We start from the raw sequence: 26,618 nt of genomic DNA, 5'->3' as shown, positions 1-26,618 counted from the left end.
CTTATACAGATGCTTGTGTACGGCCCAATACACGATATTCGCCAATATGTACTGAGGGGTTTTCCATGATTGCGCTGACCAGTTCAACAAACTGGTTCATGAGGTAACTAATCGTTTCTGGTGCAAAGAGACTTTTGTTGTAATTGCAGGTAAATGAGAATACAGATTTAAAATCATAGGCATACAAAGACAGATCAAACTTGGCGAAATTATCTTCCATACCAGCGGAATTAACGGATAATTGTTCATCCGTCGCTCCACCCTCGTCTGCCCTGACAAACATATTCCTGTAATTAAAAAATACGTTCAACAGCTGATCTGTTCTCTGGTGGGATTTACGCAGCATTTCCAGGATAAACTCAAATTGAAAGTCCAGGTGCTCAAAGGCAGCCAGTGTATTCGATTTTACTTCCGACAAAACTGTTACAAAGGATTTTTCCGCTGAAGGATAATTGCGAAGGATAACAGTATTGATAAACATGCCCACTACATTTACAAAATCATCATGATTCCGACCAGCGTGAGGAATGGCTAACAAGATATCTTCCTGCCCGGAAAGCCGATAAAAAAACACATTCAATAAGGCGGTCCAGGTCATAAAATAGGTAGCATCCATTTTACGGGAAAAGGCCCTTAGTTTATCTGATACCTCCGGCGAGAAGGAGAATGTATAGTTAGCCGCAGCCTTTGATGTTGTATTGGTTTTAGCAAAGTCATAAGGTAGATGTATGCCCTGCAACTGGCCAGACAGCTGCTGTTCCCAATACCGCTGCTGCGCTTGTACGTGGGTTGTTTTCAACAGACGCGACTGCCATTCTGCAAAATCCTTATACTGCCTGGGAAGTACAGCTAGCGTATTCCCGTTATAAAGGCTTAAAAATTCATTAATGAGGAGTAACAAGGATGATCCATCCGCCACCAGGTGCAATAAATCAATCACCACATGATGCTTGTTTTCATGGACCCCAAAAACGCCCACCCGAATAAAGGGTGCGCTGCTCATATCGAAAGGCTTCCTAAATGCATGCAGTTTCTCCGTGACTTCATTTTCTGTAGCAGTATGATAACTAATAACTGCCGATATTTCTTCGTGTATCCGTTGATAAGGTATACCATTTACTACTACAATGCTGGTTCTCAGGCTTTCATGCCTGTTCAACAACTGCTGCAAAGCCGCTTCCAGCTTTGCAGGGTCCAGGCGGCCGTCCACCACAAATGCCTCTGTAATGTTGTACAGGGTACTTTGCGGAAACATACGCTCCAATATATAAATACGCCTTTGCGCTGCAGACAGCGCATAATACGCTCTTTTTTCAGCCTTATTTATGGATGAAGGACCCGATTTAGTTCCTTTGTCAATAATAACAGCCAGTTTTGCAATAGTAGCATTATTAAAAAATTGCGTCAGCGAAATATTTACCGTAAAAAGTTTGTTGATCCGGGATAAAATGATGGACACCATTATTGAATCACCACCCAGTTCAAAAAAGTCGTCTGCCGTTCCCAGCTGATTAATACCAAAAAACCGCTCCCATTCAAGCGCCAGCTGCTTTTCGACAGCCGTAACGGGTGCAACATATGGCGTTGACATATCTTCCCTTTCGTTCCGGTCATCCGTTCCGTCTTCTTCTGTTGAGGCAGATAGTAAAGCCGTTTTCTTTTCCGAAGGGTGATTTGCCCGGACAGCTATATGCGGATAATTATGGCAAAGAAAATGTTGAAATATCTCCAGGTTTTCTGCGGTGGACAAACCATATAAAGTAGGCTCATCGGATACTTTTGCTCCGGCAGGAAGGGACTTTCTTCCACTTTCTCCTGGTTTACCGGGGGTATATGGTATAAATATTAACCCGGATACTGTCACTACTACTTCTTCTTTTTCGTTCCATATAGTAATATCGAAAATAAGTTCCTTTGATTTATCGCCGCGTAATACTATGTGGCTGGTTATATGTGGCGTAAGCGGACCTGTGATAACAATTTTCTCATAACAATAGGGCAGGTATTGTTTGTTTTCTTTAACATGAAAATAAAGGAATCCCGTTGCAATATCCATTAAGGCGGGATGTAGTTTAAAGGGGCCTATATCCCCGGTATATACGTCAGGCAGCCGCAGCCCTGCCACCCCTTCATTTCCTTGAAGGCTTATCCATTGCAGGTTGTTCCATCTCGGACCAAACTCTGTACTCGTCAGCTCTTGCTGGTTTATCCATGTTTTCTTTTCAACAAGGCCGGCAAGATCGGACAACTGCCTGGGAGCGTTTACAGGAACCGGAATCACACTTACTTCCGCAACAGCATGATGCCCTTCTATCCTTTCCTTATTGGCAGCACTACTAACGATTTTCACATTGAAATAATGCGTTTTTGCTGTTACAATCGTTTTTACCACTTTGGATTCACCAGGTTGAAACACCATCGGGTCTGTCAGGAAAAGATGGCTGATAGTTACCGCCCCACCGGGTACAATGTGGTTGATTGCTGCATATATAAGTTCAATATAACCGGTTCCAGGGAAAACTGGTAACTGGTGAACCACCCGGTGTTCGTTCAATATCCACAGTTCCTCCGGTGTAAAATGCGATACGAAGACGAGGTCCTCTTCTATATCTGTTGCAACATACCCGATTAGCGGATGTATTGTATTCAATTTTATCTGTTGCAGATAATTGTATTTTTCTCTTTCGCTTTCCAGTGCCATACCTGTTTCTTTCCAGGTATCCCAGTTAATTGTTTTAACCTGTGCACAGTATTTCAGCCCGTTGGCATAAATAAATGCATCCAGCACGGCGTTGGCTGTACTGTATCCCGCCTGTGCAAAACCGGGATCGATAGCACTGATGCTTGAAAAGTTAATAAAGAACAGCAAATGTTCCTTAGCAAACAACTGGTTAAGTACCATTAGTCCCCTTACCTTTGCCCGCCATTGGCGATCCATTTCTGCGGCTGTCGTTCTTTCAATTATTCTCCTGGAAGGGATTCCCGCAGCATGAATGATTGCATCAATAGGGTACCCTGACAAGGATGACGCAGCAGTGACGACTTCTTCCATTTTTTTCTCGTCTGCTACATCTGCGGAAAAATGCCATACGTTTATGCTAAAAGATTTCAGGTGAAGGATCTTACGGATTTTGACGCATACCGGGTCCGCTGCCGGCGTTACAGCCAGCCAGTGATCCCATGAATCTGGATCGGGTAATTCGGTTCTGCTCACCAATGTAATATTCCTTACAGATCTGCTGGCAAAATGCTCTGCTACAGCCAATCCTACCCCTCCTAATCCACCGGTAATGAGCAAATGTTTCGGCAGGCCGGACCCGGTGCTCTCCGTCTTTCGCCAAATAACAGGCTCGCGGCAAGGTTGCCACCGGAAGCCATTCCTGATACCTGTAATACAAACCGCCGGCTTTCTTTCCGGCAAAATCAACAATTCATCAGCTAATAGAGCAGTTGATGCTTCCGTTAGTAAAAGATCAATATCTATTACAGCACACGAAATATCCCGGTATTCGTTATTTATCACTGCTGCCAGGCTGTGCAGCCCTGCATGCAGCGGCAATAGCAAATCATCACCGGTAATTTCACAGGCGTTATTCAATACTATTCTAAGCGTGGTAGGCTCGCCGGGAAAAGCAGCGTTAAATGACCTGCAAATCGCCAATACCTCCAGCAAACCACGCATGGCATGTGTATACGCTTCGTCTGTAAGACCACCGCCCGCCACAGCAGCATATAATATATCAACCAATATTAATCGCGGTACAAACCCCTTCGCTTTGAAACTATCAAACAAGGTATCAATCGCATTGGGATCGTCGGTATTGATATTGTACAAATCATTCACCACATTATATCTCTTACTGTATCGTACCACTATCGGCGATACTGCCTGTTCTAAGAAAGCAGATGAAAGCATCTCGCTTAACCTGCTACTATTACCCGCAAACAACACGGGTCTCCTCTCAGCGTTCCCACCGGGAAGCGGGCCTGATCTTTTCCAGGACGGAACAAAGATGTTCCCCTGAGCGCTTTCTGCGGGATTACGCTGCAACAATTCTTTAACCAGATCTGACACATCCTTATCATCACTGAACTTTTTCCTTTCGAACGGGTAGGTAGGCAACGGAACCCTACCTGCCTTTCCCGTCTGGCGGCATAACATCCAGTCTATTTTATATCCCAGCAACCAGAGGCTGCCTACCGCTTTCAAAAAGAAAGCATTATCCGAAACGCTTTCTCTCGGATGACGCAGCAATGCAATGATCTCCGGTATTTTTCTGTCTGATGCATTTTCGCGCACATAACTACTTAACGCCCTGCTGGTACCTACCTCTATAAAGACTTTATCTTTCAGCGACTCCAGTGTCTGAAGCCCGTCGCCGAAGCGGATGGTATGACGCAGGTGCTGCACCCAGTATATAACATCGGTGGCCTCTGCCGCCGTAATATATGTGCCGGTAAGTCCAGATATAAACGGTATTTCCGGCTGGCGGAAACTAACCTTCATTAGTAAGTCTTCAAATTCTTCCAGCACTTCATCCATCAGCTCAGAATGAAAAGCCCTGTCTGTATGCAATTTTTTCAGCCCCACCTGGTTCGCCTCGAGTAATTCCTGTGTTGCAGTGATATTCTCCGGACTACCGGACAAGACACAATGACAACGGCCATTTACAGCCGCAAGGGAAATTCCGGGTAGCAAATATGACTGTATCTCTTCTTCACTGAGGCTTACAGCGATCATACTTCCTTCTGATGAACGCTGCATAAGCATTCCTCTTTTCTCCACTATTTTCAAGGCGTCTTCCAGGCTAAATACACCACTGATACAAGCTGCAACATATTCACCGAGGCTGTGACCGATCATGACTGCCGGCTTGATACCCAATGTGATCAGGGCCTGGGAAAGCGCATATTGTATTACAAATAACAATGGCTGGGTAAGGCGTGTTTCGGTAACGTCTATATCCCCTGCCGACACCATTACCTGCTTTATCTCACTTGCCAGGGAAGGTGTTAACAGCTCCAAACATCTGTCTACTGCGCTCCTGAACACCGGTAACGTATCATATAGTTCCCCTGCCATCCCGGCATACTGTGACCCCTGTCCCGGAAACATAAAAATGGGTACCTTTTTGGTTTCCGAAGCTTTACCCATATATATGCCGTCGCTCTGGCCAGTGAGTATGTTAGCGGCATCAGTGGTATCTGACGCCAGGAAAAACAGGCGGTGACTGAATTCTTCCCGTCCTTCCTGCAACGTATAAGATACATCGTTGATAGATATCTGCTCCTGACCGGACAGAAACATACTCAGATTATGCTGCGATTGCTGTAAGGCCTTTTTTGTTTTAGCGGATAATGGCAACAGCTGCAGTCCTGTTGTGGAAGGTACCAATTCGCGGAAATCCGGAGCTTCTTCCAGCACTACATGTACATTGGTGCCACCAATCCCAAAAGAACTGACCCCCGCGCGCCTTGGTAGTGGTGTATTTTCCCATTTACGATAAACGTCGTTTACGTAGAAAGGGCTGTTGGCGAAATCAATTTTAGGATTGGGTGTATCGAAATGAAGGCTTGCCGGGATAGCCTTATGCTTAAGTGACAACACCGTTTTTATCAGTCCGGCTATACCTGCTGCGCTGTCCAGGTGACCGATGTTGGTTTTAACTGATCCAATAGCACAGCAATTTCTTCCAGGAGAATCGAATGCCTGCCTGAGTGCTTCCATCTCAATAGGATCTCCCAATGGCGTACCCGTGCCATGCGCTTCAATCATACTGATCGTAGCAGGATTAACGCGAGCAAGTTTATGCGCCAAACGAATTACTTCTTTCTGGCCTTCAATACTGGGAGCCGTATAGCCTACCTTACGACGCCCGTCATTATTTACCGCAGTTCCTTTTATAATAGCCTGAATCGTATCACCATCCTCAAGCGCTTCTTTCAGCCGCTTTAAAACTACTACGCCAGCGCCTTCTGCAAAATAAGTTCCGGAGGAAGCAGCATCAAATGCCCTGCAGTGACCATCGTTAGACAATACCCCTCCTTCTTCATACAGATATCCCCTGGCTTTATCAGGAAAAATGCAAACCCCACCAGCCAATGCCATTTTACAATCACCGGTAAGAATAGCCCTGGTAGCCAGATGTATAGCCGACATGGAAGTAGAACAGGTGGTGTTAATGGAGTAACAAGGTCCGGTTAAATTCAATGCATAGGCTACCCTTGAGCACATATAGTCCTTATTCCCCAGCCGAATCGCATTAAACGGACCAATTTCGACAGCTCTCCCTGTCAGGTTATTTAGTAGCTCATGACTGAAGCTGCTTGACCCACCGGCAAATATGCCAATCTTATTTTTTATGATATCTTTTGCAAACCCAGCCGACTCCAGCGCCTCCCAGCAAAGCTCATGAAAAATACGTGTCTGGGGATCCATTATCTTTGCCTCCTCTGGCGTATAGGAGAAAAAATGATGGTCGAAATAGTCTTTATTAAAAGGAGCCTGTGCCACTACTTTCACATATTCCGGTTTATTGTAGGTATTATCGCTGACGCCGAGTTGATCGAGATCCCCGTCGCTAAAGTATTTCACCATTTCATCTCCTTTCACGAGACGCTCCCAGAATTGTTCGCTGTTGTCGGCGCCTGGAAATCTTAGTGCCAAACCAACAACCGCGATTTCGGTGCCGGCGAGACTTTGTATATATTGGGTTTTATCAGTCATTTACTTCGAGGTTTTTAGTAGCATTCAAAAGAATATCGAAGACTTCCTCCTCACCATTTGGCCCGGGGAAATCATTGGTACCTGTTATATAATAGGTAGCCAAACTACTGATAGTGGTATATTTAAAGAGATCCACCACTGCCAGCTGCTTCGGAAAAGCTTTATTCAACCGGTTAAATACTTTAAGTATGGTGATAGAGTCTCCTCCAATCTGAAAAAAATTATCATTTATACCGACGGATTCTATTCCCAATACCTGTTTCCAGATCTCCGCTATCAGCCTTTCCTCCTCATTTACAGGCAAGGAAAAAACTTCTTCTGACGAGATCCTTTTTGCCTGACGGAACAACTCTGCGCGGTCTATTTTTCCATTTGCTTTCATTGGGAAAGCTTCTAGCTGGTAAAAACTGGTGGGGATCATATAAGAGGGAATTCGCTCTGCCATAAAGGCGGTTACCTGCGAAAAAGAAAACGTTTGGCTGCAGACAATAAACGCATTTAACTTTGTATTGTCTCCCTGTTGCTTGCTGCCAATGACAATTACGTCTTCCACGTCCGGATACTGTCGCAATACTTTTTCAATTTCACCGGGTTCTATTCTCACTCCGCGAATTTTTAACTGGTCATCTTCCCGGCCAATAAATTCCAGTTCCCCATTTTCCAGCCAACGGGCAATATCGCCCGTTTTATATAATCTCTTTTCTTCCCCAATCCGGACATTAACAAATGCAGCATGTGTTAAATCGGGCCTGTTTAAATATCCCAGCGCAAGCCCGCCGCAAATGTAGAGGTCACCAGCCACACCCTCTGGCTGCAATTCCCGGTTTTTGCTCAGCACATACAGCGAAATGTTATTTATTGGCTTGCCAATCGGAATAATTTCCTCGTCCCACTGACGACGGCAGTTAAAGTAGGTAACGTCTACCGTGGCTTCGGTAGGGCCATATAGGTTCACTAGCTGACAGTCAGCAAATAACCTGAAAAATTCTGACACCGTTGCTTTCTTAAGTGCCTCTCCGCTGGAAAATACGATACGGAGTGTGGGAAAATGCCGGTACTGCGAATTTTCGCCAATGAAATCGAGAAATACATCTAACATGGACGGAACAAAATGCATCACGGATACTTTCTGTTCTGCAATTACTTTACTGATCAGCATCGGGTTACGTTCTGCACCCGGCGGCAGCAGTACGAGCGACGCGCCTGATATGGCCCACCAGCATAATTCCCACATAGATACATCAAATGAAACAGGCGTCTTATGTAATATCCTGTCTTCAGGAGAAAGGGCATATGCCTCCTGCATCCAATAAATCCTGTTTACCAGGGTCTGATGATTTACTATTACCCCTTTGGGTCTGCCGGTAGAGCCAGAAGTATATATCATGTATGCTGCCGCTACCGGACTCACCTCCTGTTTAAACGAACCGCTTTCTCCGCTGTAACAATCAGGATGCGATAGATTCATTTTCCTGCAACGGATACTGCTCCAGGCATTTCCTGTTTCTGTATTTGTCAGTACCATTTCCGCTGCACTATCTTCCAGCAGGTACCTGATACGCTCGGGAGGATAACCGGGGTCAATTGGCAGGTAAACCGCACCCGCCTTCATAATGGCAAATAAACCTATTATCAGTTCAAGTGAGCGTTCCATCATCACCACCACCACACTACCCGGCTTCACTCCTTCCGCCAATATCTTCGCGGCAACCTGGTCAGACTTTCTATCCAGCATTTCATAAGAACAGGAAATATCTTCCGACACCACTGCCAGCTGTCGGGGCGATTTTACCGCCTGTTCCCTGAAAAGATCCATGATTGTTTTATCATCCGGATATGTGCTTTCCGGACCTTTAAAGTCCTGCAGAAGCTGTTGCCTTTCTACCGCACTTAAAATGCTGTCCTTCGTACATATTTCATCTGGTGTACCTGTGATACGATGCAATACTTCGTAAAAGTACTGTGACATAGCTGTAATCAGTTTACCGGGAACTACAGATTCATAATAACGGATCACCAGGTTCAACTTCTCGCTCCCCGCATCCAGCATGAAATCCAGGTAAGTATTTGTTTTTTCGTAAGAGCCTACATGCACTGCCCTGGGAGCTGTTGTATCTACAACCGACGCCTCTCTGATCTCTTTATAAATGTAAAAATCAATGTAATTAAAAAAAGTATTGACAAGCGGGATCGCCTTACTATCCGACATGCCTGGCAAATTGCCTATTTCCTTCAAAGAAAGACCCTCATATTGCCTGACCTTCAATAATTTTTCATCAACTAACTTTAACAGCTGCTTCCAGGTAATATGCTGTGGCCAGTTTACCCGGAAAGGCACTGTATTTAAAAAACAGCCTACAATTTTATCACCATCTTCCAGTACAGGGCGATTATGGGAAATAAGTCCGAGCAACAGGTCTGTTTGATGCGTGATCATGTATATGGTATAAACATATGCCGTAAAACATATATTCTTTACGCTGGACCCATATTGTTTGGCAGCGCCCCTAATACGGGCGTATATATCTTTATTATAAGTGCGAAAATAATTTTTCAACTGATCTCCTTCCCGGTAATTGCCGGGTAACCTTAGTCGTTGCAAATCCATCAACTCCTCTGCCCAGAATTGCTTGACGCGTTCACTTCTTTTAAGCGTCAGCTCGGCCTTCACAAAATCCCGGTAAGAGCTTCTGAGCTTCTCAAAGCTAAAACGTCCATGTGATTTGAGTGCTGTATAGGCCTCATGAAGATCCTTCATAACCAGGCTCGTACTCCATCCATCAATAACTGCATGATGATTGATCCAGATCACCATCAGGTTGTTTTCATCCAGTAAAAAAGTACGCACTCTCCATAACGCCGTATGAGAAGCAAGTACAAACGGCTGAAGTTGATCATCATGCATGCATTTACTAATAAAATCCTCCTGGTCTTTTTCAGAAAGAGAACAAATATCCTGGTGCTCAAAGTCAGCCACTATATGCTTAAACACTATCTGAACGGGGCTATCGTAATCAAATATATTATAGTTGGAGCGCAGGTTTTCATGCCGGTCTGCCACAAGCAGCAAGGCATTGTAAAACACGGTAGGATCAAATGCCGGCAGTTGAATATTAAAGACAATCTGGTCGTGATACACAGCATCCCCGGGATGTTGGAGGGAATGATATACCATTCCAAAAGAGATATCACTCATGGGAAATATATCTGCTATTTGCTCTTTATTTATGATAGCTTTCGGCATCATTGTCAATCGGTTTTTGGCAAGTTATTCGAAGTCGTTCAGAATATCTTTCTTCAGCAAATCCATTGCTATTTCCACCTCCTGGTCATAATCATCCTTTATCGCAGATGCTTCCGCTTGCATGAGGGCTGCTGCAAATTTCCTGATGGTATCATAGCGGTATAGGTCTACGATATTAAAATGCACGTTAAACCTCTCATTGATATCATATAGTAATGAAATAGTTTTGATAGAGTCTCCACCAATATTGAAGTAATGCTCATTTACACCAATGTTGCTTAGTTGCAGGTTAGACTTCCATACTTCCAGCAGCTGTTGTTCTATTTCATTTTCCGGCGATGTATTATCCGGCCCTGAGCCTATAACAGTGAGCGGATCCGGCAAAATCCTGTGATTAATTTTCCCGTTGGGGAGCAGGGGTAGTTCCTCCAGCTGCACCAGGTAAGGTGGCACCATAAACTGAGGGAGTCTTTCCACCAGGTATTCCCTCAGGTCGTCTGGCGTAACATTTACAGCGGAGTAATAGGCTATCAGGGTCGTGGTCTCCTCATCCGCTTTCGCCAGTAATGCTGACCTGCGTATTTGCGGATGGGAATTCAGTTGTCGTTCGATCTCCCCCATTTCTATCCGATATCCCCTGACCTTTATTTGCCTGTCTTTTCTACCGGTAAAATATAATTGTCCATCGTTTTTTAGCGTTACAATGTCTCCAGTAAAGTATACCGTATCCTTCAGTGCGGGGACGTACCTTATTTTATCGTGAGTCAGGTGAATATTATTGAGATATCCCATGGTGAGGCCTTCTCCCGCAATACACAGTTCACCGGTTCCTCCTACCGGGCATACCTCGCCCTGCTCATTCAAAATATAAGTACGATAATTGGGTAGTGGGCGGCCAATCGGAACTTCATCAACTTCGTCTAAAGTGGCCGCCGAAATATCAAAACTGGTGGCATTTACTGTACATTCCGTAGGCCCGTATACATTAGTAATCATGGGCAGATCATGGCTGCCGGCTAATTCAAAGAATGCCTTTATCTTTGATTTATACAGTGTATCACCGCCGTAAATGATATGCCTCAAAGTCCGCCCCGAAGCGGAGATGGCGCCTGACTGCAATATAAGCTGAAGATGCGCCGGAGTTCCGTCAGTAATGCTCACGCCGTATTTATCATAGCTTTGCAGCAACTTTCTGCCATCCGATTTTTCCTCGTTCGTTATAATCTGCAGGCGATGTCCAAACAACAGGGCACCGAAAGTAAGCTGCATACAGGCGTCAAATACAAAAGGAGATACCAATCCCATCACCTGGCCAGGACCATATTTTCCAAATATTCTGTCGTTCATACCATATAGCAGATTGACGCAGCTTTTATGCTGTATCACTACGCCTTTAGGATACCCGGTAGATCCTGATGTGTAAATAATATAGGCCGGGCTCCCGGCATCCACTGCCGGCAGGTCACCGGGTGGTTCAGAAAAATCATCTGTATCCATGCAAAACATATTGCAGGCATACGCGTTCCCTTTCTGTTCCATCTTCTGCCATGTGCTGCTATGGGTGAGTATAAGCGCTGCCTGGCTGTCGCCGATAATATAGCGTACCCTGGATTCGGGTGTACCTGTTTCTATAGGCAGGAAAATAGCGCCGGCCTTTAGCACTCCGAGCATTGCTACTACCGTATCAATAGAACGTTCCAGCAATAAAATAACGATACTGCCCTTCGGTATCTGCCGGCTGATCTTCCATGCCAGTAAGTCCGTCTGATGGTCCAGCCAATCATAGGTAAACTCTTGCTCCTGACAGGCTATGGCTATTTTAAAGCGGTTTGCAGCCACCTGGGCGCGGAAAAGATCTGGTATGGCCAAATGAAGCGGGAAATCACCTGCTTCGGGAGCCATTTTAAGTTGTACCTCCATTCTACCTGCATCATCCAGCAGTGGAATTTCTTTGAGAGGGCGGTATACATCCTGCAATACCCTATCCAACAATCCGGTAAACAGGTTTACAAGGGAAGCAATGGTCGTTTCGCTGTACTTGGATTCATTGTACTGTATACTGCAGATAATACTATTTCCAATTCTTTCAAACAAAAAGATAAAATTAAGCTTTGCCTCTTCCAGGTGTTTGGAGTCCTGGATATTTTTGAGCAGGATACCTACATCGAATAATGGATGTGTTTCTTTATCTTCCAACAGGCCCAATTCTTTAAACAGGATATGTAGCGGGTAATTCTGATGCTTTAAGGCTTCGCTTATCACCCCCTTCATCAGCACGATAACATCCTTAAAAGAAGCGTCGCCATGCAACTTTGTTATCAACGGCAATAAGGTGTTTATAAATACGCTGTCGGTATCTTGCCTGTCGATAGCAGTAGCCAACACTATTTGCTGGCTACCATTGTATTTATACAGGAATAATGCTACAGATGCGGCCAGCAACACCTGCAACCCGGCATCACTCGCCCTGCTTAACCTTATCAGTGATACCGTCGCTTTGTCGGAAAAGCAATATGTATGTTCTCTGACACGCCTTTCCGGATGATGTCCTGTAATGTCATAACCGATTACCGTTCTTGTATTAAAATCCGCCAGGCGTTCCAGCCAGAAACTTTTTTCTTTGACCGACTGACCTGCTATTATATTTAACTCTGCATTTAGACCGTCTTTCATGCCGGATAATTGTATGATAGGTTAAAAAGATATTTCATTTGCCATTCCAACCAGTATTTTCCTATTGCCGCTGTACGTGCTTCTTCCATGAGAAAACAGCATATTCTCCAGCAGCAGGAGATCTCCTGTTTGCCAACGGAAAACGTAAGACAATTGGTTATAGGCAGCTGAAAAACGGTCTATTACCTCTTTTTCAATGATACTGCCATCACCGTAATAAGTAAGGAAAGGCAAATATTCCTCGGGAACCACACTGCGGACTTTTTTATCGTATAAAGACAGGTGCCCGAAATACATATGATTGAACCATACCTGGTTTCGGGTAACAGGATGCGACTGGAAGGCTGGCAATGTCCATTCTACTCTCAGATAACCATCGCCGAACCAGCTAAATGTTGCTCCTTCTCTTGCCAACAATGCTTCTACTTCCGCCGGAGCAGACACCTGGTAAGCCTTTTGCCAGGAAAGTCCCAACCCTTTTACAAAGTTGCGCACATATTTTACCCCCTTGTTCCTGAACCTGGTGATAACATCTTCCCCTACTTCGTTGATAATACTCATTTCATTTGCTATGGGTGTTTCACCTCCCTCCGTTGCCGGAACCGAGCAAAAAAAACCTATATGTCTTGGCCATGCAGCCGAATAAGATGACTCCGTATGCATATGAATGACCTGGCTGGCCGGATGATCCGTAGAAGTATAAATATTCCTGTCTACTTCTGTCCGTGGGGATGTCTGAAACTGGTACTTCAGCATTTCCCCGCATAATGCCTGAAAAGTTTCGTGGAAAGCATCTACGTTATCCAGTCCCTCAAAGCCCCTGATGAGCAAAGCGCCATTCTCCAACAGGCATTGCTGTAAATAGTCCCTGTTTTTGGGGTCCAGCAACACGGCATACGTAATCCTGGAGACAGACGGTGTTACAATAACAGGCGCCTGTCCAATAACTGCTGGTGGTTGGAACATCAGCTGTCCATGAACGATATCAGTTAACATATAAAAGATTTGGAAGGTAAACGTCTATTAGAAATCGAATTCTATTTTCTCGCGGGCGGTAGCTGCCCTCGCAATATTATTAGTTGAGGTATCCAAAACAATATCTTTAAGCTGTATAGTATTATCAGCCACTACCTGCTTTATAACTTCCTTTAATCTTTCAGCCATTAATGCCACCGTCGCCGCGGCGTACAAACAATCTGCGTAATCCAGCCTGATATTAATGCCCACACCGGTATCTATAATTCCAAAACGCATATCCCAGATAGATAAACGTTGGCGATATTCCAACATACTGGCATCCAGTGACGATTTCAGTGTTTCCGTGCTGCCGGAAAAAGTGGTGGAAATATTATCAAGACTAACTATAATATTGAAGAGCGGATTCATATCCACCCGCGTTTTATTCAATTTCCTGACCAACTCGTTAAATTGAAATGACTGGTGATCGAAGTCCTTCAGGGTGTTTTCCTTTACAGCATTCAAAAAATATTTGAAGGTTATATCAGGTTCCACCTGGTGGCGTAGCGGTAACAAACCAACAAACATACCGGTTGTTTGCTGGATGTCCGCGTGTGGCCGGCCACCGGTTTCGGTACCAATCACAATATCCTTTTCCCCTGTATATTTCTCCAGTAAAATCAATGTCGCCGCCAGCATAAAAATAAATACGCCGGTGCCATTCGCTGTACTGATTTCCTTTATTTCTCTATATAATGGTTCGTCTATGCTAAAATAGCAGGTATCAGCCTGGTATTGATGTGTAGCAGCTCTCGGAAAATCGGCGGGCAGCTGCAAATAAGGGACATTTCCCCCCAGCCTGTTAAGCCAGTAGGTTTCTTCCTTTGCCAATAGCTCCGACTGCATTAGCCGGTTATGCCATTCACTAAAATCTTTGTATTGTAACATGACAGGGGCTGTTATACTTCCGCTAAAAAGCGCTACCATTTCATTAAGTAATACATTTATAGTTACTGCATCCGCAATAATATGGTGAAAATCCAGCATCAGTAATAACGTCCCATCGCCAAATCCGATGGTTCCCATCCTGAACAAAGTAGGTTCATTCAATGCAAAAGGTCTGACAAATGCCTTTATCTGAGCGCTGCATTGCTGCAATATATCGTTGCCTGCCGGTTCATCGGAGTAGTATTTCTCTGCTGTGAAATGCAAAATATCATTGATAACCTGCCTGGGTTCCCGCTCAATCATTACAAAAGATGTACGCAGGATCTCGTGTCGTTTCACCAATGACAAGAAGACTTCTTCCAGCTTACCTGCCGGCATCTTTTCCCTGATATGATAAAAAGAGGTGAGGTTATAATTAGTGCTATCAGCGCTAAGTGTACTGGCAAAAAAGATGCGTTGTTGTATGGCAGAAAGCGCATAATGGGAACGTTTTTCCGCCTTTGGCAATGGTCTGTAAACAGTAGCCGCCGCTCCCGATACGAGGGCCGCCAGGTTCCGGATATTGGGTGCTTCATAAAATGACTGCACGGACAATCTTACCCCCATCTGCTCGTGGATTTTTGCAATGATAGCTATGGCGAGCAGGGAGTCTCCTCCAAGCTCAAAAAAATTATCATCGATTCCTATTTCCGCATATCCAAAGCACGCATTCATCATTGCGGCCAGTTGCACTTCTGCAGGGGTATATGGCGCTACAAATGATTGCTTTAATGAAGGCCGTGTACGGCTAACGGCCTTTTTTATTTCCTTTCCTGGCGCTTTGGTTATCCATTGTTCCATTCTCTTTCTCAAGTCCGTTACGGACACCGCTAATTGTGAAAATCCGCTGGTCGCCAGCGCCCGTACGATGACCTCTATACCTTCGTCAGGACCAATTGTTTGTTGCCCGGGGGTGGAGTCAAAATGCCAGCCATCAAAATTAATACTCATCCAATTATCGCCTTTAGACAGCGCCAGGCCGGCAAATGCGTCCATGTAAGCGTTTGCGCCAGCATAGGCGGTATATCCGAGTCCACCGAGTATTGCCGACAGCGAAGATGCCAGCAATACAAAGTCTGGTTTTTTTTCCTTAAAAATATTATACAATACCTCTGTGCCGGTTACTTTTGCGTCAAAATGCAGGAAAGCACTTTCCCGGGTAGTACGTTCTATTGGCGCAGCTGTTGTGATTCCTGCCAGGTGAAAAACGCCGGAGAAGGGACCTCTTTCATTTTCTGCTTCTCTAATGATGTCTCTCATCTGCTGTTCATCAGACAGGCATCCATATTTTACAACACAGCTGCCTCTCTCTACATTGCCAACCGCACTGCTATCTATTCGCCGATGTGGTCCGGCCAGCAAGACAACATGCGCTTCATATTCTTCCATCAACCATGCTGCGATTCGTGTTCCTATCTTTCCGGTTCCTCCCGTAACCAGGTAATTTCCTTTCCTGCGGATGACGGCAACATCTGTTGCCGGAAGTTTTACAGCTTCCCAGTCCTGTACCCAACTACGGCCATTCCTGAAAATAATCGTATGATGCTGGAAAGTACTTTGTTGCAGCACCGGTAATAAGTTATTAGCAGTATTCCCCGCCAGCGTGGCCCCGTCAATGTCTACTATGCGGAGCTTGAGGTTTACTATTTCCTGCGGCCCAACTTTCACGATCCCCTGTAATAATGAAAGAAAAGGTGAAACAGTTTCGTTACCGGATACACTAAACATCCCCTCCGTAATAAAAGATATAAGTATGTTACTACCTATACCACTATTAATCAGGGACTGCACAAAAATCAGCGGGCGAAAAAATCCATGTCTTATGTTATTGGTGTCATCACTATTTACCATTCCCTGGCTCCAATAGTAAAGTATCTTGTCTGGCATAACCGGGAGGCTTCTCCACAAACGGAGGTAGTCCTCTTCGTTATCCGGGTTTATCCACCAGGCATTTTCACCATCCTGCCTGAAAGCTGTTGCCGGCCTTACAAAAAACACCGTATTATCAAGGCACAATGTTCTGATGTGGTCGTAATATGTTTCTTCATTTGGCAAAAACACCGCATAGGTGTTAGCTGGCTGTATTACTTTCGTGACGACAGTTTGCTTCCATACCGGCGCATAAAACCAATCGGCGATATCCCTTTCCGCTTTCGCATCCTGATTTCTTCTATTGAAATGCCGGTCAAAAATGTCATCTCCTAGCCAAAAGTCAACATGCTCAAATGGATAACCTGGTAATGATATCCGGTTACAGGGGGTATTTTTATAAAACCGGCTCCATTTTACAGGAAGACCGCTAGCCCACATATCTGCTATATTAGTCAGCAGAAACTCGTGGTCACCGATAGTGTTAACAGCATGTCTTAATGTAGCATAAACGCGGGTATTTTCTTTTTTCTGTGGATGACTATTCACCACGCGTTTTAAGGAATTACCGGGTCCTATCTCTATAAACGTGTAATAACCGCTATCCATGAGGATATCCATTCCTTTTGCGAATTGCACGGTATAACGTAACTGCTTTACCCAATAGCCGGGATCACAGGCCTCATCCGCTGAAATCCATGTACCGTAAAGACCAGATACAAATGGGATCCGGGGAGAATGGAGTTTAACCGTGGCCAACGCAGCGGCAAAAGCAGGTAGCATTTCTTCCATCATCCGGGAGTGAAATGCGTGTGATGTGTGCAAGTCTATTGGTTGATATTTTGCAGCCACCAGCTTGCTTTTACAGGCTTCGATCGCACTACTGCTACCGGACAATACCACGGAGTGGCCACTATTTATTACCGCCAGGTCAATATCATTACCTATAAACTCGTTGATGCCGGATGCCGGCAGATCAACGCTGATCATACTACCCGGCTGCATAGATTGCATTAGTCCTCCACGCAGGGCCACTATCTTCAGGCAATCTCTCAGCTCAAAAACACCTGCCAGGCAGGCAGCTACATACTCTCCTATACTATGACCGATCATAGCATCCGGCTGAATGCCCCATTGCATTAAAGTAAGGGCCATGGCATATTCCACCACAAATAACAAAGGTTGGGCGTATGCAGTGGCGGTGATATCAGTTTTTCCGGATACCTCTTCAAAAAGCAGGGCTTTAAAATCATGGCCGGTTATTTCGCTCAGTATAGTAAAACATTCGTCTGCCGTTACCCGGAAAACTTCTTCTGTATCATACAATCCCTGGCCCATCCGGTGGTAATGGTTTCCCTGGCCTGTAAACATAAATACGATCCGGTTCTCTTCCGCACTGACCTTTTCTACGGGTACAAAGGGCCTGCTGACGATGGATGACAGATCTGCGCAGGCAAAGGCCATTCTATAAGGCAGTTCCTTTCTGCCTGTCTGTAAAGTATAACAGAGATCCTGAAAGGGTAGACCAGGATTACCTGTCGCGTGAACCACCAGATTTGTAAAACTATTCTCAAGTGCTTTTTCGGAAGCGGCGGAAAGGGTTACTACATTATACTTTCGTGTGCAGGGCAATTGATCTGTCACAGGAGCTTCTTCCAGTACCAGGTGGGCATTGGTTCCTCCGATGCCAAAGGAGCTTACGCCAGCCCGGCGCGGATGATCTGTTACTTTCCAATTACTTACCTGTTCACTGACAAAAAATGGAGACTCCTCAAAATTTATTTTTGGGTTAGGCGTAGTAAAGTTTACGGTGGGTGGTATTTTCTTATGATAAAGGGCCAGTACTGTTTTGATAAATCCGGCTACACCTGCTGCTGCGTCCAGGTGGCCGATATTGGATTTCACGGAGCCTATTCCACAAAAATTTCTTCGGGAAGTGCGGAATGCCAGCGACAAGGCTTCTACCTCTATAGGATCACCAATAGCGGTGCCTGTTCCATGTGCTTCTATGTAACCGATCGATTCTGGTGATACTCCTGCTACCTGGTGGCACATAGTGATAACCTGGCGCTGTCCATGAACTCCCGGAGCGGTAAATCCAAGCTTCCGGTTGCCATCATTATTAACAGCAGAACCCTTGATAATTGCATAAATATGGTCTCTGTCTTTAAGTGCATCTTCCAGTGTTTTCAGCACCACTACTCCTGCGCCTTCTCCTTCCACGGTACCACTGGCATCTTTATCGAATGCTCTGCAATGGCCATCTGCGCTATAGATCATTCCTTCCTGATGAAGGTATCCTTTACTCTCAAGTGGCAGTATATTTACCCCTCCGGCCAGCGCCATATTACATTCTCCATTGTTGAGCGCCTGACAGGCCAGGTGAATAGCGACCAAAGAACTGGAGCAGCTCGTGCTTAGCATGATGCCCGGACCTCTCAGGTCAAGCAGATAGGCAGCTGTCATACTCATAAAATCCCTGTTGGCCAATGTCGAGGCTGCATAGCCACCCAGGTGCTGTATCTCTTCACTGAAAAAGGTTTTCGCCTGCCAATAGAACCCCGACTTGGAAGCTGCATAAATACCTGTTATTTTGTCGGTACCTGCGGGATTATATCCTGCATCTTCCAATGCATGCCAGGCCGTTTCCAGAAATATCCTGATCTGTGGATCCATGAGCATGGCTTCGACAGGCTTTATCCTGAAAAAATCTGCGTCAAATCCTTCTTTTCCTTCCAGTAATCCTCCGGCGCAATTGACATACCGCGGATCGTTCATTTGTGCCGGGGATACATTCATTTTGCGGAGTGTCGCTTTATCCAGGAACGTTATACTTTCTTTTTTTGCAACAAGATTGTCCCAGAACGACTGTACGTCTTCTGCGCCAGGCATCCGACACGACATGCCTACCACTGCTATTTCCAAGCCATTATGCAAAACCTCCGCCATAAGAAGCTGATTAACGATTGATAAACGCTATTAATTTTCGTATATACTATCCTCCCCGGCTATATTACGTAATGAACGCTGCTGTAGTTTTTTCTGCCGGGAAATCACTATCTGTTCCTCATGGATGCTTTCCGTGGCGGACACATTTTCTGTAAGGAATGCGGCCAGCAATCGTATCGTCGGGTATTCCACCAATCTGATCAGCGATCCGGAGAAATTCATTTCGGTTTTCATCATGCCGTATACCCTTACCAGGTCCAAAGAATTGCCACCAATTTCAAAAAAACTGTTGTCTACCCCCACCTCCTCTATTCCCAGCACCTTTGTCCAGATAGCGGCAAGCTGCATTTCCGATTGATTACGGGGAGCAATCGTATCACGCTTTAAATGACCGGTAACATCATAAGCCAGCAAAGCCTTGATATCCGTTTTATTGTTGGCGGTCAATGGTATACTATCTATTTTGATAAAATAAGACGGAATCATATAGTATGGCAGGTGTTTCTCACAAAAATCCCTTATCGCGCCAGTAGTATACTGGCGATCCGATACATAAAATGCCATGAGACGCACGGAGTCATTGAACTCCTTTGTTACTACCACCGCTTCCCGGATACCATCCAGTTGCTGCAGTTGTTTTGTAATTTCGCCGGGCTCAATTCTGAAACCGCGGATCTTAACCTGACTATCTATTCTCCCTTCATAAAACAAATGCCCGGTGGCGAGCCGTTGTCCTAAATCACCGGTTCTGTAAAGGCGGTCTCCTGCCACAAAAGGGTTAGGTATAAACTTTTCCTCAGTCAGGTGTTCCTTGTTATGGTATCCTTTGGCTACACCGGTACCACCTATGTAGATCTCTCCATGAATACCCGGTGGCAGTGGCCGCTGGTCTTTATCCAGGATGTATACAGACTGATTTGGCAGTGGTTCTCCTATAGGAATTTTTTCCCATTGATCTGTTTCTCCTGGTATAATATGGAAGAAAGTACTGTCTACACATGTTTCCGTGGGACCGTACAAGTTAGTAATCCGGGCTGTATTTCCCCTGCTGTAAAATTCGTCCACTATTCTTTTGGGCAACTCCTCTCCGGCTATCAGGAAGTGTTGCAATGACGGTGCAAATGCCATCCCCGTTTCCAGGCACAGACGTAAATGTGTAGGAGTTCCATCTGTCAGCATGATATTATTTTCCGTGAAAAAATCCATGAGCAGGTACCCATCCGCCCTGGCTTCTTCTGGTACAATAAATACAGTATGTCCCAGCAACAAGGCACCAAAAAGGTGCTGCACGGAAGCGTCAAAATCAAAAGGAGATACCAGCGCCATCCGGATGCCGGGGCCATAGTCCGCAAATATTGTTTCATTTAAACCATATACCAGGTTCACCACATTTTTATGCATTACCCGGACACCTTTGGGATTCCCGGATGATCCTGATGTATAGATCATGTAAATCAGATCTGTAGAAGATTGGTTTTCTGCAACGACCTCCTGTACATCAATGGTGGTCGCTGGTAATTCCTCTATAATGACCACCTCCCGGCCATCTTCTTCCAGCAGCGCTTTCAGGTGCCTGTTAGTGATGACAGTGCTACAACCGCTATCGGACAGCATATACTTGATTCTGCTCTGCGGCAGGCGGGAAGACACGGGGAGATAAGCGGCGCCGGCTTTAAGAATACCCATAATTGCTACAACCGTATCAATTGAGCGCTCCATCAATATGCCGATAATCGTGCTATGTATGGCCTGCCGTTGCAGCAGCAAAGACGACAACCTGGAAGAACGCTCGTCCAGCTCCTTAAACGTGATAGCATTTCCATTAAATATTACTGCGGCTCTTTCCGCATGTTGCCTTACCTGCTCACTAAAAAGACTGGTCACTGTTTGCTCCAGCGGGTAACCCGGGTTGCTATTATGAGAACCGATATTGAGACCTGTCTTTTCTTCCTGCAATAAGGGATCTACTGCCGCAATGTTTGTGTCGCCAGCCAACGCCAACTGTTCCAATATCTGCCTGAAACGTGCAGCCATCTCCGGCAGTATTTTGTTATTAAACTTACTTTCATCATACTGGAAGCGGATATGGATATCACTATCTGCACTGACAATAACACTCAAGTCATAATTGGTTTGTTCTGATACCTCCACATTTACCAGCCTGAATGGTCTTGGGCTACCAGCGGCCCCTGCATTCCATATAGTTGTTATTTCTTCTCCCAGCGGATAATTCTCAAATACAAAGATGTGGTTAACCAGTTGATTGCCTGCCTGACTCTCTGACTGTATCCTCGCGAGTGCGTAAAAATCATACCGGTTACTGTCTAAAGCTTCATGCTGCAGCCGCCTGTATAGGTCAAAAAGCCTGGTATCCGCATCAAAGGTTACGCGTACCGGAATTGTATTGATAAACAGTCCTATCATATTTTCAATTCCCGGTACTTCAGGAGGACGGCCAGATACTACGCTGCCAAAAACCACATCCCTATTGTTATTGTAATAAGCCAGCAGTATTCCCCAGGCGGTTTGCAACAATGTGTACAGGGTTACCTCAGCCTGGTTCGACAATTCTTTCAATTGTAAGGTAATGTCGGACCCAATGTTAAATGACAGGTCCTTTGTTGTCACCCGCTCAGCAACACCTGTCAGCAACCTGCCGGGCAATACCGTTACCTGTTCAAAACCGGAGATATAATTCCGCCAATATGCGGCTGCAAGCACGCTATCCTGTTTTTCAAGCCAGCTAATATAGGCACCGTACTGTTCAACAGGCATTAAAGCAGGTTCCTGCTGTGCAAGGAATGCGAGATAAAACAACAGGAATTCATTTACCAGCAGAGCAGTACACCACCCATCCATTAACAGGTGATGAAAACTCCAGATGAATTCAAAATCATTGGCGGACATCTGAAGTACCGTCAACCGAATTAATATATCCTTACTTACATCAAAGTTACGTTCACGATCGGCGGAACAATATGATTTCATCACGGATTCATGGCCCTTTTGCGCCACTTCGGCTGTTACATCAATCCATTCATATTCACCCTTCCCGTCCCTCAATACCATCTGCAGCGGTTGTTTCCCATGTGTATAGAGAAAACGGGTTCTGAGGACATCATGTTTCGCTATTAATTGCTCAAATGCCTGCCTGACATGTGCCGGTTCAATAGTTCCTTCGACCCGGTAAGCACACTGCACAAAATAATCCGGGGACGACGGATGTAGCAAGGTATGATACAAAATTCCTTCCTGGGCCGAGGATAGCGGGTAAATGTCCTGTATGGCATATTGCTGTTGCAAGGCATCGAGCTCTGGAATGGTTAACCCTTTATAGTGAAGATCAGCCGGTAGCAGGTAAGTTTTATTTAATCCTTCACAACAGGCAATCAACGCGGTCAGGCTCTCTTTATAACAAGTCATCAGCAAATCAATCTTCTCTCTATAATATTGGGACCCACTGTAATAAATGCTAACAGACAATTGTTTGTCATCTACAACCGCTACCATTTCAAAAGGATGCGACCTGTTTGCATCCGGGGCAATGGGTCGGCCTGTTGATTCACCTGCCATCTTGAAGTGCTTAGTGCTTATATCCGTATCAAATTGTCCCAGGTAGTTGAAAACAAGCGGCGCGCTAAACAGGCGCCCGTTATCGGCAAATAGCGCATAATCAAAGCCGTTATTGGGTATTCTCCGCAGCAACGTCTTATTATGAACGATAGCAGCAGGGTAGCCGTCTTCTTCCGGCATCTCCAATACCACAGGATAAATACTGGTAAACCAACCTACGGTACGGGTTATATTCACTCCATCCAATGCCATTTCGCGGCCGTGTCCTTCCAAATCTACTTTTAATGTTGTAAATCCAAACCCTTTGTTTACGGCCAGCATTAATGCTGCCAGCAACAGTTCAGGTGTGTTTGCTCCAAAAGACCGGCCAGCCTGCGTTAATAAAGACCGTGTTTCAGAGGAATTAAGCGTAAAGGTAACCTGTCGAACATCTTTTACACGATTGGTCCCCGATGGGCAATCCTTAACAAGGAAAGGGGCTACCGCTTCTGAGTTGTTTCTCCAATATACACACGCAGTCTCAAAAGCAGCACCCGCGGTATAAATGCTTAACCGGTTTACCCAGGTTTTAAAAGAATCAGTTTTGTAAGGCAGCGAAAGGGGAAGCTTCGCCGTCTGTTGCTCCAGCAGCAAATCCAGGTCCTCCAACAAAATGCGCCATGAAACGCCGTCCGTTACCATGTGATGAATAACTATCAACAGCCTGTCGCCATCCTTCCGCTTCAGGAGTGCCATCTTCATCAACGGGCCAGTAGTAAGGTTTATAGAAGCCTGTATACGGTCTGCTATATTCCGGGATACCTCTTCATAGTTTTCTTCTTCCGTCAGATCATAAGTGGTAACGCTTACCGGATAATCCGCCCCCTTATTTTCCTGCAGTATTCCATTATCATCGGGTTGAAATACCATTCTGAGACTATCATGATGTATTTGCAACTTGCGGGCAATAATCAATAAATCCTCTGTTGTTACCGGCGTTCTAAGCAAGAGCATCACCGCCTGGTTAAAATGATGCCGATAATTTTTCAAGAGCGAAAAAAAATGTTTCTGCAGCGGCGTAAGCGGTATCATTCCCTCCACGATGTCTTGTGAAGCGGTTTGCGTTATCTTCACTGCCTGCATTGCAAGCCCTGAAATAGTGGGATAATTAAAAATATCCTTTATGCTCACATTCAAATTTTCATTGAGCAAACGGGACGACAACTGTATTGCCTTAATAGAATCCCCTCCAAGCCTAAAAAAATTATCGTGAATGCCGATCTCAGCTTTACCGAACAATTTTTTCCATACTTTGGCCATTACCAATTCCACCTCTGATTGTGGATCTGCCTTATCTCTGGCCTCGTCAAGGAAAAAGGTCTTTAATTCCTTCCGGTCAATCTTACCATTTATTAACCGCGGGAAGTCGGCTATTGATACAAAAACTGCAGGCAACATATAAGCAGGTAGCTGCTGCTGCAGGTATTCCTTCAATGCGTCTGCGGATACGTTTTCATATGTTGTGATATATGCACAAAGAAAAGCGCTGTTATTCCCATTACCCTGCAATAGTACAGCTGCTTCCTTTACGGCAGGATGGGCGCCAAGTATATGTTCTATCTCTCCCAGTTCTATTCGGAATCCGCTGAGTTTTACCTGGCTATCTTTACGGCCATGAAAGCAGATATTGCCATCAGGAAGCCATGCGCCAATATCACCTGTCTTATAAAGAAGGCCGGCAGTACCAGGTGTAGCAAATGGATTGGGCTGAAATGCCAGGCTGGTCTTTTGAGGTTGATTCAGGTAGCCTTTACCTACGCCAGGACCAGCCACACAAATCTCTCCTTTCACGCCTTCCGTGCATAGCCGCATATAAGGATCCACGATATATACCGCCATATTTTGCAGCGGCTTTCCAATAGGTACTGTTTTACCAGGCAGGTCCTTTATAATATAATGGAGAACATTGTCTGCCGCCTCGGTGGGCCCGTAACCATTTGCCATAATGATGCCCGGAAACGACGTTAACCACTGGCGGGCCAGGCTAACCGGCAATTCTTCACCAGTAGATATGAGGTATTGCAAATGATCCCAGGTGCGGTGATTTGCCCGCATATACTCCAGCAACAGCACCAGATAAGCGGGTACCACCTGCAAATGGGTAACGGCGTAATGGTTTAACCGTGCTATAAACAAGGCAGGGCTATGTACTACCTCATCGGCGATGATAACCGTTTTTCCGCCCGCCACCAAGGCTGCAAAAAACTGCCAGATACTAATATCGAAAATTTGCGTGGTATGCTGCGCAATTACACTATTCCTCCCTATTCTGAAATCTGCTATTTTCCCCTGCAGGTGGTTCATCATACCGGCCTGGGTGACCAACACGCCCTTGGGCCGCCCTGTGGAACCGGAAGTATATATAATGTAGGCGATCGTTTCTTCCGGGCTTGCTATTTTATATGACCGCCGCACTGTCCCTTCCTTTTCCGGAACCTTTTCCAGGTAAATACAATGATCGCTATATGCCTCCTTTACCGCCGCAGGGAGCAGTGACTCCGTTGCTAGCAGAGTGGCCTGCGCATCCTTTAGTATTAATAATATCCTGGCAGCAGGCTGCTTTATATCCAACGGTATATAAATACCCCCGAGCTGCCATATGGCAAGGATTACAATAGGCAACGCAATATCCCTCTCCAGCAATACCGCTACCGGAGCGCCTGCTGTGACCCCCTGATCCCCGAGCCAAGCTGCAATGCTGTTTACCTCATTCGCCAACATTCCATAGCTCAACTTTTTCTTGTCCGCTTCAAAGGCGATATCATCCGGATAGATACTGGCATGCATATCCAGGTACTCTCCTACTGTTCTTTGCCCACCCGAAATATTATTATTATTCAATTCATATAGCAGTCGTTTCCGTTCTGCGGCCGCGATGATGTCTACCTGGCATACTGCAGTATCCCGAAGCTCACGCAGGCTGGTCAGTAATTTCACAATATGCTCTCCGATATGGCTTATATACTGCTCCGTATACGCAACTTTACATACTATGTCGAGTGTTAATGCATCTCCATTTTTGCTAAAAAGAAATCCCACATCACGAATGTTTTCCTCTGCCATGGTCATATCATGAACCCCCTCATAGGCAAAAAGGGCTTGCCCGAATGAATCCTGTTCCTTCCTTATTTTATTCCACAGGTGCAACACGGGGAAATTTTGATGGCGCATTACCTTCACCACATTCGACTGGACCAATTCTAAAAGTTGAAAAAAAGAACATTGCTCCCCGATATCCGTCACCACCGGAACAATGGTATTCATTCCATCACTGGCCGCGTCTTTATTGTATACCGGGGTAAACACTACCGCCAGCCGACTGCCATGATACTTAAAGAACAGCAGGCTCATTACGGTTGCCAGCAACACATGGACGTTCTCAGGTTTGTGCTTACATATTTTCAACATATAGACACCATCAGCCTCAGGAATCGCAAATGAATACCTTTGCCTCGTTCCTCCATTCAACCCTTCCCTGTCTGCTTTTGCCCACTGAATACCTGATGCAATTTCTCCTGCAGGAACATACCCGTTCCAGAACGCAGCCTCTTTTTCCTTTTGAGAAGTAATTATATTCAGGGTAATATCATCCATGCGATT

General features: G+C 45.4%; 6 protein-coding genes. All 6 read right to left on the bottom strand.

The genetic code is table 11. The annotated features are described in order from the left end of the window. Position 1: 1 nt before the first annotated feature. The 6 genes from HGH90_RS15170 to HGH90_RS15145 are packed head-to-tail and all read right to left on the bottom strand — an operon-like array spanning position 2 to position 26,612. Positions 2–6,727: a type I polyketide synthase gene (locus HGH90_RS15170; RefSeq protein ID WP_169191471.1), complete on the bottom strand. Its 6,726-nt coding sequence runs from the start codon at positions 6,725–6,727 to the stop codon at positions 2–4. Continuing rightward, on the bottom strand, positions 6,720–9,974 hold the full coding sequence (locus tag HGH90_RS15165; protein ID WP_169191470.1) for a non-ribosomal peptide synthetase: 3,255 nt from the start codon (positions 9,972–9,974) through the stop codon (positions 6,720–6,722). The genes HGH90_RS15170 and HGH90_RS15165 overlap by 8 nt, the downstream gene beginning before the upstream one ends. Positions 9,975–9,995: 21 nt before the next feature. After that, positions 9,996–12,644, bottom strand: coding sequence for a non-ribosomal peptide synthetase (locus HGH90_RS15160; protein WP_169191469.1), 2,649 nt, complete (start codon positions 12,642–12,644; stop codon positions 9,996–9,998). 21 nt (positions 12,645–12,665) lie between these two features. Further along, positions 12,666–13,640, bottom strand: a complete 975-nt coding sequence (locus HGH90_RS15155) for a TauD/TfdA family dioxygenase (protein ID WP_168762853.1) — start codon at positions 13,638–13,640, stop codon at positions 12,666–12,668. A gap of 27 nt (positions 13,641–13,667) precedes the next feature. Next, positions 13,668–19,406 carry a type I polyketide synthase gene (locus tag HGH90_RS15150; protein WP_169191468.1) on the bottom strand — a complete coding sequence of 1,913 codons (5,739 nt, stop codon included), beginning with the start codon at positions 19,404–19,406 and terminating at the stop codon, positions 13,668–13,670. Between the two features lie 30 nt (positions 19,407–19,436). Continuing rightward, complete coding sequence (locus tag HGH90_RS15145; RefSeq protein ID WP_169191467.1) at positions 19,437–26,612, bottom strand: non-ribosomal peptide synthetase; 7,176 nt, start codon at positions 26,610–26,612, stop codon at positions 19,437–19,439. Between the last annotated feature and the right edge of the window lie 6 nt (positions 26,613–26,618).

Source organism: Chitinophaga sp. Ak27 (assembly GCF_012726295.1).
Lineage (GTDB): Bacteria > Bacteroidota > Bacteroidia > Chitinophagales > Chitinophagaceae > Chitinophaga.
This window is presented reverse-complemented; position numbering and strand designations above follow the sequence as displayed.